This is a genomic window from Ruoffia tabacinasalis (genome assembly GCF_042652985.1).
GTDB lineage: Bacteria > Bacillota > Bacilli > Lactobacillales > Aerococcaceae > Ruoffia > Ruoffia tabacinasalis.
This window is the reverse complement of the sequence record NZ_JBHSHQ010000043.1, coordinates 1-9,226: the sequence shown is the minus strand read 5'-3', so window position 1 is coordinate 9,226 and position 9,226 is coordinate 1. Positions and strand designations below refer to the sequence as shown.

The 9,226-nt window shown below is 38.4% G+C and carries 9 protein-coding genes; all 9 read right to left on the bottom strand.

Annotated features, from left to right (window positions below; genetic code table 11):
• Window positions 1-422: 422 nt before the first annotated feature.
• Genes ACFO5Y_RS07380 through ACFO5Y_RS07340 form a run of 9 tightly spaced genes read right to left on the bottom strand, consistent with a single transcriptional unit; the run spans window position 423 to window position 8,937 of the window.
• Entirely contained in the window at window positions 423-1,055 is a 633-nt protein-coding gene (locus ACFO5Y_RS07380) for a V-type ATP synthase subunit D (RefSeq protein ID WP_197105219.1), read from the bottom strand.
• Window positions 1,056-1,061: 6 nt separating this feature from the next.
• A complete protein-coding gene (locus ACFO5Y_RS07375; protein WP_380706394.1) occupies window positions 1,062-2,444 on the bottom strand; it encodes a V-type ATP synthase subunit B in 1,383 nt (460 codons plus the stop codon).
• Between the two features lies 1 nt (window position 2,445).
• Entirely contained in the window at window positions 2,446-4,224 is a 1,779-nt protein-coding gene (locus ACFO5Y_RS07370) for a V-type ATP synthase subunit A (RefSeq protein WP_197105217.1), read from the bottom strand.
• A gap of 12 nt (window positions 4,225-4,236) precedes the next feature.
• Window positions 4,237-4,548, bottom strand: a complete 312-nt coding sequence (locus tag ACFO5Y_RS07365) for a V-type ATP synthase subunit F (RefSeq protein WP_197105216.1) — start codon at window positions 4,546-4,548, stop codon at window positions 4,237-4,239.
• Window positions 4,538-5,542, bottom strand: a complete 1,005-nt coding sequence (locus ACFO5Y_RS07360) for a V-type ATPase subunit (protein WP_197105215.1) — start codon at window positions 5,540-5,542, stop codon at window positions 4,538-4,540. The genes ACFO5Y_RS07365 and ACFO5Y_RS07360 overlap by 11 nt, the downstream gene beginning before the upstream one ends.
• A 12-nt stretch (window positions 5,543-5,554) precedes the next feature.
• Window positions 5,555-6,121 carry a hypothetical protein gene (locus ACFO5Y_RS07355; protein ID WP_197105214.1) on the bottom strand — a complete coding sequence of 189 codons (567 nt, stop codon included), beginning with the start codon at window positions 6,119-6,121 and terminating at the stop codon, window positions 5,555-5,557.
• 38 nt (window positions 6,122-6,159) lie between these two features.
• Window positions 6,160-6,636 carry a V-type ATP synthase subunit K gene (locus tag ACFO5Y_RS07350; RefSeq protein ID WP_197105213.1) on the bottom strand — a complete coding sequence of 159 codons (477 nt, stop codon included), beginning with the start codon at window positions 6,634-6,636 and terminating at the stop codon, window positions 6,160-6,162.
• Between the two features lie 14 nt (window positions 6,637-6,650).
• Entirely contained in the window at window positions 6,651-8,624 is a 1,974-nt protein-coding gene (locus tag ACFO5Y_RS07345) for a V-type ATP synthase subunit I (protein WP_197105212.1), read from the bottom strand.
• Complete coding sequence (locus ACFO5Y_RS07340; protein WP_197105211.1) at window positions 8,572-8,937, bottom strand: hypothetical protein; 366 nt, start codon at window positions 8,935-8,937, stop codon at window positions 8,572-8,574. Before ACFO5Y_RS07340 ends, ACFO5Y_RS07345 begins: the two co-directional genes overlap by 53 nt.
• Between the last annotated feature and the right edge of the window lie 289 nt (window positions 8,938-9,226).

The following is a 9,226-nucleotide window of genomic DNA, read 5'->3' as shown; positions in this document are numbered from 1 at the left end:
CTCTAGGCGGTCTCAGTCCGATTGATTACAGAAAGAAACTAGGTTTAATTGCTTGAAAAAGTCCAAAAAAACATCCGCACCTCCTCTTCTGTACTTTTATATTGCCATAAACATTTGCGGGACGTCGTGGGTGAGCACGACACTCCGCATTCGCATTTGTGGGGCGTCGTGAGTAAGCACGACACTCCGTATCCTCATTTGCGGTACGTCGTGAGTGAGCACGACACTACATATTCACATTTGTGGGACGTCGTGAGGGAGTACGACACTCTGCATTCCCATTTGCGGGGCGTCGTGAGTGAGCACGACACTCCGTATCCTCATTTGCGGTACGTCGCGCCACAACACGATGCCCCGCAACCCTTAAATCCCTCATAAAACAAGAAAAAACCCACCGATTTGGTGGGTTTTCTCTTTTATAACTAATCTTCTTGATCGAAATCTTTGATTTTCATCAGTCGTGTAATTTCTGCACGTTCGTTTTCGTCAAGTTTCATTTGGATTGTTTTGATTGTTTCTTCCAAGTCTGGAATTGTTCGTTCGTGTAAGGCATTTACTCGGCGTCGCGTTCTTTCGATTTCATTCGCCAATAATTGACTCGTCTTTTCAAGTTCAGCGAGTTTTAACATTTTAGGTAGAACATCACTGAATTCTTGTAAAGTTTCATCTAAGTCTGCGTTCGAGTTGATGTAACCGTAATTCAGTGACTGATCATCATGATCATCTGAACTGAAGTGCATTTTAGGCACTTTTACACTCATCATATTTTCCTTACGAACATCTACCGTTACATCATATTGAGGGACTAAGGAAATCTGTTCTAGATATTCCTCATGCAGTAAAGCTTTTGCCAAGGCAAAGTTTTGCATTCCTTTTTTCAGGTGGCCTTCAACTTCTTGACGATAGGCATTGTTCTCACGAATTAATTCGATAAAACTACGCATTAACCCGTCTTGTTTGTCTTTTAAGACATCATGCCCACGTGTTGCTAATGCTAAACGGTCTTTCAGACGAGCAAGTTCCATTCTTGTCGGATTAACGTTTAGTTGTGCCATGGCTTATCACCCTTCCTCAGTCTTTGGTAAGTACTGATCCAAGTGTTCCTCACTAATACGAGTTAATTCTGTACGTGGCAAGATACCTAATAAGTCCCAACCAATTGCTAATGTATCTTCAATTGTTCGGTTTGTGTAGTAACCTTGGTTCACGTAACGTTGTTCAAATTCATCCGCAAACTCTAAGTATTTCAAGTCACTGTCCGTTAAGGCAGAGTCCCCTAATACAGAAGCTAAACTTTTCGCTTCTTTACCTTGAGCATAAGCAGAGAAAATCTGGTTCATGGTTGATGCGTGGTCCGCACGTGTCTTACCTTCTCCAATCCCGTTATCTTTCAGACGAGATAATGATGGTAAAACATCTACCGGTGGTTCAATACCTTGGTTATATAACTCACGAGATAATAAAATTTGTCCCTCAGTAATATAACCGGTTAAGTCAGGGATCGGGTGAGTGATATCATCTTCCGGCATGGTGACAATTGGAATTTGAGTCACTGATCCGTTAGATCCTTCTATACGACCTGCACGCTCATAAAGTGTCGCTAAGTTTGTATATAAGTACCCTGGGTAACCACGACGTCCTGGTACTTCACGACGCGCTGCTGATACTTCACGCAATGCGTTCGCGTAGTTAGTCATATCTGACATAATTACAAGAACATGCATGTCTTTTTCAAACGCTAAATATTCAGCAGCTGTTAGAGCCATACGTGGCGTTGCGATACGTTCAATAGCTGGGTCATCCGCTAAGTTGATGAATACAACTGAACGATCGATCGCGCCAGTTTCAGTAAAGTCATTAATGAAGAATTCTGCCTCTTCAAAAGTAACCCCGATAGCTGCGAACACTACCGCGAACTTCTCATCTGAATTGACTACCGAAGCTTGACGTGCGATTTGTGCAGCCAAGTCTTGGTGAGGAAGTCCAGATCCAGAGAAGATTGGTAATTTTTGACCACGAACTAATGTGTTTAAATGGTCAATCGTTGATACTCCTGTTTGAACGAATTCGTTTGGATACAGACGTTTAACCGGGTTAATTGCTTGCCCGTTAATATCTAATGATTTCTCAGGAATTAAATCTGGTCCACCATCAGCAATTCGTCCCATACCGTCAAAACGGCGTCCAATCATATCTTCAGACACATCTAATGTTAATGGGTGTCCTAAGAAACGGATTTTTGTATCCATTTTGTTGATCCCTGTCGAACCTTCGAATAATTGAACGACAGCTTTATCATCTTTAACTTCTAGTACTTGGCCTCGACGTGTTTCTCCGCTACCTAATTGAACATCTACTAACTCGTCGAATTTAACACCTTCAACGTCTTGAACCGTAATTAACGGATCGACTATTTCAGTAATACCTCTATAATCTTTTAACACCTTAGACCTCACCTCCATCTTGCATCACTTGTCTTAACGTATCATCAATCGCTTTACGAATTTCAGCGTAAGGCGCTTCTGTGTTATCTTCGATATATTTCATACGTCCGATACGCTCTCTTAAGTTGACTGTTCCATTTAAGATACTGTTAATTGAAGCCCCAAGCTCTAAAGTCTCGCGACCTTTCTCTTCAAAATAAAGAATTGTTTGTAACATTTGAGCTTGTTTCTCTAAGTCCGTAAATGTATCCACATCGTCATAAGCGTTTTGTTGTAAGTAGTCTGTACGAATCATTGCTGCTGTTTGTAATTTCAAGCGGTCTGTATCTGATAAAGATTCAACCCCAACTAAACGAACAATTTCTTCTAATTCTGACTCATCTTGTAATAAAGCACGCGTATGTTTAACCATTGAATCCCAATCGATTCCTAATCGGTTACCCATAATAATATTCATATCTGAAGAATATAATGAGTATGATGTTAACCAGTTTACTGAAGGGAAGTGACGACGGCGAGCAAGTGTCGCGTCTAGTCCCCAGAACACTTTCGCTACACGCATTGTGTTTTGTGTTACGGGTTCTGATGTATCTCCTCCGGGAGGTGATACGGCTCCGATTGCAGTGATATCACCAGTACGTTCTGGTTTACCTAAAGTTTCTACTTTACCAGCACGCTCGTAGTATTCTGCCAGTCGACTACCTAAGTAAGCTGGGTAACCTTCGTCCCCTGGCATCTCTTCTAAACGACCTGAGATTTCACGTAATGCCTCAGCCCAACGAGAAGTTGAATCCGCCATTACGGCAACAGAGTAACCCATATCACGGAAATATTCTGCGATAGTGATTCCTGTATAGATTGACGCTTCACGAGCCGCAACCGGCATATCTGATGTATTGGCAATTAAAATTGTACGGTCCATAATTGATTTACCAGTATGTGGGTCAACTAGTTCCGGGAATTCGTTAATAACTTCCGTCATCTCGTTCCCACGCTCACCACAACCGATATAAACAACGATGTCCACGTCTGCCCATTTAGCAATCTGATGTTGTACAACAGTCTTCCCTGCACCGAATGGTCCAGGAACAGTTGCTGCTCCACCTTTAACAACTGGGAATAATGTATCAATGACACGTTGTCCAGTAATTAATGGCTCATCAGGTGTACGTTTACGTGAAGTTTTACGTCCTTCACGAATTGGTGATGATTGAATCATGTTAAATTCTTTCACTTCACCATTTTCCAATTCAACAGTGTATAAATTATCTTCTACTTTAAAATCACCATCTTGAATTGATTTAATTGTTCCTTTTGTACCTACAGGTACCATAATTTTATGTGAGATAACATCAGTTTCAGGAACTTCACCGATGATATCTCCTGATTCGACCATGTCTCCAACTTCAACGTTTTTCGTAAAATTCCAAATTGTTTCACGATCTAAAGCTGGTAAGTGAACTCCACGGTCTAAGAATGAATTATTTGATAATTCTGCTAGTTTTTGTAGTGGTCTTTGAATACCATCAAACATTCCAGCAATTAATCCAGGTCCTAATTCAACTGATAATGGGTTCCCTGTAGGTCTTACAGGCTCTCCAGGACCGACCATTGAAGTCTCTTCATAAACTTGTACGTAAACATTTTCGTTACGAATTTGGATAATTTCACCAACTAAGTTAGCGTCACCCACGTAACAAATGTCACGAATTTTTGCGTTATCTAAGCCCTTTGCGATTACCAAAGGACCAGATACTGATACGATTGTTCCAGAATCCAATAATAATACCTCCTATAGAATATTTTGACCGACGGCTTTTTGCACATTTTCTTGAACGCGCTGTAAACCGATACTTTCAGAATCATAATCACTTGGGATTAGAATGAAGGCCGGCATGAATTCATCATCATATTTTTTAATAATATCTGGTATTTGTTGTGCCAGATTTTCAGTAATAAAAATCACACCGTAATCATCTTTTATGATATCTTTGACAACTTGACGTCCTTGTTTTGCGTCTGTTGTATAAAATACATTCATTCCTAACATCCCGAAAGCGTAAACTGTATCTTTCTCTCCTACGATAGCGATCTTATACTGCATAATCTAATCTCATCCTATCTCTTACAATGTCTGATTCGATGTTATTAATCTTCCCTGTTAAAACCAGTCGGATATTCTTCACTTCAATCTCTTTAGCACTAATGAACGCTAAGACAGGTAACGGACCAAAAACAAGAAATCTTGCTTGTTTTAAATACGTTTCCGTTGCGTTATCAATCGCTTGTTCGAAACGTCTCAATGAGAATTTTCCTTGATCGTCCATTGCTTCTGCCACAATATCACGGTAATCAGGTGAGTCTGAGAAGACGCGAATCGCGTTCTCCATACCGCCTTCAGCTACTTCAACAAAATAATCGGTTGAAATCGCTCCTTCGTTAGTAATTGTCGCTTGTAAGTGTGTACGACCACGATCATTGGCCATTGCTCTAAAGAATATCGACATATTTGTATTATCAATTAACTTTTCAATATAACGTGTCACGTCATGGTCGGCTATCTCTTCTGATAAACGTTTTAAATGATGGACGTAAGCACGGTCTACGAAAATATCAATATCATTCAACCGTGGTGTCTCAGCAAATTCAATTCTTAAATTGTTGATGTTTTGCATATACCATTTTGGTAAAGCATCCGATTGCCCTTGAGAAACCGCACGGCGAAATTCATAAATAGGATACAGTCCGATATCAATTAATGTTTGGTCAAAGTCTTTACCCGTAAGTTCTTCTTTGAATAACACTTTGATATTGTGATATGCATAGCTTAAAGTCATTAATTCAGAAAGTACGGGACTTGGCGATTGATCCATAATCCATTGGTAAGTTTCTTTCAACTCATCCATTAACATATCGTCATACTCTCTCGTTTGAATCGCTTCTTCCATACCATCACGGTAACCGGTGTCGGCTAATACTCGAACAGCATCCTCATAGGTTTTGGCTGATAACATTCGGTCATAGTCACTTTGCTTTAGGAGATTAGTCTCTTGTACGCGGACGGTTGTATTCAACGGTCCATATGAACTATCTTGCATGTAATCCACCTCCTATGATTTTTTGAAAATCTGATCGACGATAAGTCTTTGTAAAGAACTCGTCTTCTCTTCCACTAAGTTGTCGAATAAATAATTATACTCAATACTTCCTTGGCGTAGGACAAAGCCTGCTTTGCCAGCAACCGTCTCGTTAGAAACTGGTGCTTTCACTTGAAGCGAGTTATTTAATAAGTCACGTGTTTTTTCACCTAAGACAATTTCGTATTGTTCAGGATTTGAGTATTCATTTAGAACACTTTCGATAAATTTCTTTGTTGTTTCTGCATCAAGCTGTTCAAATGAGTGTTTCACTTGCGCGATATAATCGCTTATAATTGCTTGCTTTGTCTCTAATATTTGATCACGTTTTCTTAAACTTGCACTGTTTAGCAAGATGTCTAATTGACGTTTGCTATCTTGTTCAAGATTAAATTTGCGTTTAACAAATGTTTGTTTTAGATTTTCTTTTTTAGTTTCCGTTTCGGCCGCTTGCTCTTGTTGGTAAGCTTGGACCGCTTGGTCAACCTTGGCTTGTTCTCGTTCGATTACACTGTTGGTTAATCCATTAATATCAGCCATCTACTCACTCCTCTCTTGTCTAATTGTAAAAGCAGTAATTAAACTAATAAGAACATAAGTAGAGAAATTACGAATCCAAGAATAGCGTATGTCTCAACCATCGCTGAGAATACAATCCCTTGAGTTGAGTTTTCTGGTCTTTGTGCAATGATTTGCATACCTGCAACAGAAACTCTACCTTGTGCTGGTCCTGAAGTCAGACCTGTGATTGCTACTGGTAAAGCACACATAACATAGTACCATCCTGTTGAAGTATCCATACCAGCATCTAATTGTAATAACATTAATAATCCGATTACGAATCCGTATAAACCTTGTGTCGCTGGTAATAGTTGTAGTACTAACGCTTGTCCGAATAATTCAGGCTTTTCTTTAACTAAAGCTGCTGCAGACTCCCCTGCGATACCAACTCCGCGTGCTGATCCAATTCCACCAAAGATTGTTGCAATTGCTGCCCCTAATCCTCCAAATACTAGACCAATGTTTTCTCCGAATAATGTTTGTAGAAATTCCATTTTATTAATTCCTCCTATTTATTGTTATAATTTTTTTGAATCCAAACTTCTTTTTCAAGTGGGCTTAATGGTTTGAAAGCTTTTCCACCTGTTTCATAAAACTTACCAAAGAACTCAACGAATTGCAGACGCATTGAATGCACATAAGCTCCTAAATAAGTAATGAAAATATTTAAGGCATGTAATGCCAAGAATAATAATATTCCGACTGTGAAACGTACAAACGGCGGCAACAGACCTACGATAAGGTTGAATGCCATACCAATATTCGCTCCAGCAACGGCTAAGGCTGTTAAACGTGTATAACTGACGATATCACCAATCATCCCCGCTAAATCAATTAAACCAAACGCACCTTGACCGAAACCAATCAGTGGATTTTTCGCTACAATCATGTTGACAACGAACATTCCAATCACATTCCCAAGTAACAATACTAAACCAATTGTATTTAATATCGGTATTTCAAGAACGAGATTAATTGCCATTAATCCCCCACCAATAAGCATCATAATTTGTTGTAATGCATCTAAATAAGAACTACCATAATCTTTTTCTCTCATTGTTAGATAGAATTTTAATGAATAAGCTACTAACAAATGAACTAAACCTAAGGCAACAGAGAATATCATCACTTCAATAACTTGTGCAGATAAATCCATCACACCAAATGGCAGTGAGAATCCAAAGAAACTACCAAAAAATAAGCCAACTAGAATCGTTCCAACTGACATAAAATTAAATGATTTCAAGGTTTTTCTCATACCTGGGCTTAATTCGAAAAACATAATCGGTATGAATGTTGCGATAAATAACAGTAATCCGTACCCTACATCAGCACTCATTAATCCAAAGAATAGCACTTGAGAAAATGAGAAAAACGGTGTTGGGTCGATTGAATTATACTTCGGTGTTCCATATTGAAGGGTTAAAGTTTCAAAAGGTGTGCTAAATGCACTGTTCTTCAACTTCACTGGAACGTCATCTAAATTATCTTCTTCAGGATCAACATCATATGTAAAGATTGCAAGGTTGTCTTCACCAATCACATGATTAATATTCACGATATTATCTGAAACTTCGTCGGCATCCATCCATCCTTTAAGAATAAATAAATGAGAACTATTTAGTAATAATTGACTTGCTTTTTCACGTTCAATTAAGTTCGCATAGTATTCTTGAGCTAATTTTAAATTACTCAATAACTGGCGATTTGATTTGAATCGCTTCACAAGTTCAGATTGCTCTTCAATCATTTCTTTACGTTTACTTAATACCACTTGAAGCTCTTCTTTAGGTAACTTTTCGTACTCGTAATCTAATTCAGATAAATTCGATCGTCTGATGACTTCGTGAACCTCTTCTTGATGCTCTTTAGAAAAAACAATCGTGTAACCGCTTATATCTTCAGTGTAATACACCTCTTGAACCAATACTTCATCAGTAACGTTCTTTAAGTTATCTATAAATTCAGTTGAATCTTCTGTATCGATCGAACCGACAACGACATCAAAATGCTTAAAGTCATCAGACTCCTTCAGTGAGAAATCTAAGTTGGTCCATTTTCTAAGAAATTGTTCCTTTTCTTCAAGTTCTGTAATCGCTTGCCTTAATTGTTCTAATTCAGAACGTTTTTCACTAACCAGTCTTAATAGTGATTCAAGATTCATTGAATTCACTTCAGTTTCAAGTTCTTGCAGGGAGTAAACTTTACGTTTCTCTCGCATCCGTTTGATAAAAGATGGCTGTGATCCGTATTGTTTCAGAAATTCAATCGCTTCCTCAATCTTATTCAGCGTGTAATGATTCAGTTTTGAATCTTCTGAATTCAATGCTGCGCCGTCAAAGAAGACATCACGATCTGCTTCCTCCACTTCTTCAAAAGGGACGATTTCAGTTCCTTTTAATTCTTGGAGGGATTCGAGTAATAATTCTTTATTCGCTTGCTCCGCGATGATTGTTACCCGCTTCATGACTGAAATTGCCATATTGACTCATAACCTCCTTTATTCCAGCTTGAATGAGTTCTCCTTTATGAGTTTGATAATCATCTTGGGCATGTCGCCGATAATTATCAACTTCATGATTAACTCTTTCACGGACTTCGGCTAATTCTTGATTTCTTTCTTGCTCCAATTCAGAAGCAATGCCATCAAGAGATTGCTCTAATTCTTTGCGATAAGTTTCAATTTTTTCTTTTTCATTTTCACGAATCGCTTCTTTTTTATCCGCTAATTCTACTTTCATAGAATCAATTAAATTTTCAGCTTCTCTTACTTTTCCAATTATATCCTTGCTCAATTTTTACTCACCCCTAACATTTTTAAGTATATCATAAAAAACGTTACCCCCCTAGCCCTATGCGGAAAGTTAAGCTTTTTCTTCAAAAAAAGTTGCGTTCCTTCCTATTTAACTATTATTTGATTTTACTTGCTAATTTCTGTCCATTATGTGAATTATTCTGACATAGCTCGCTGAATCGACGTCATTTTGTATTTTTTAATTATACTTTTATATTTACGCCGATTGTAAAATTAAGCTAGACAACTAAAACAGCCATTTGTGGTACACTCAACTTGTAATTCCGACC

Excerpts from the sequence above, each read along its gene's own strand:
- ACFO5Y_RS07365 (WP_197105216.1), bottom strand. The coding sequence starts at position 4,548 with ATGCAGTATAAGATCGCTATCGTAGGAGAGAAAGATACAGTTTACGCT.
- ACFO5Y_RS07355 (WP_197105214.1), bottom strand. The coding sequence starts at position 6,121 with ATGGCTGATATTAATGGATTAACCAACAGTGTAATCGAACGAGAACAA.
- ACFO5Y_RS07360 (WP_197105215.1), bottom strand. The coding sequence starts at position 5,542 with ATGCAAGATAGTTCATATGGACCGTTGAATACAACCGTCCGCGTACAA.
- ACFO5Y_RS07350 (WP_197105213.1), bottom strand. The coding sequence starts at position 6,636 with ATGGAATTTCTACAAACATTATTCGGAGAAAACATTGGTCTAGTATTT.
- ACFO5Y_RS07380 (WP_197105219.1), bottom strand. The coding sequence starts at position 1,055 with ATGGCACAACTAAACGTTAATCCGACAAGAATGGAACTTGCTCGTCTG.
- ACFO5Y_RS07345 (WP_197105212.1), bottom strand. The coding sequence starts at position 8,624 with ATGGCAATTTCAGTCATGAAGCGGGTAACAATCATCGCGGAGCAAGCG.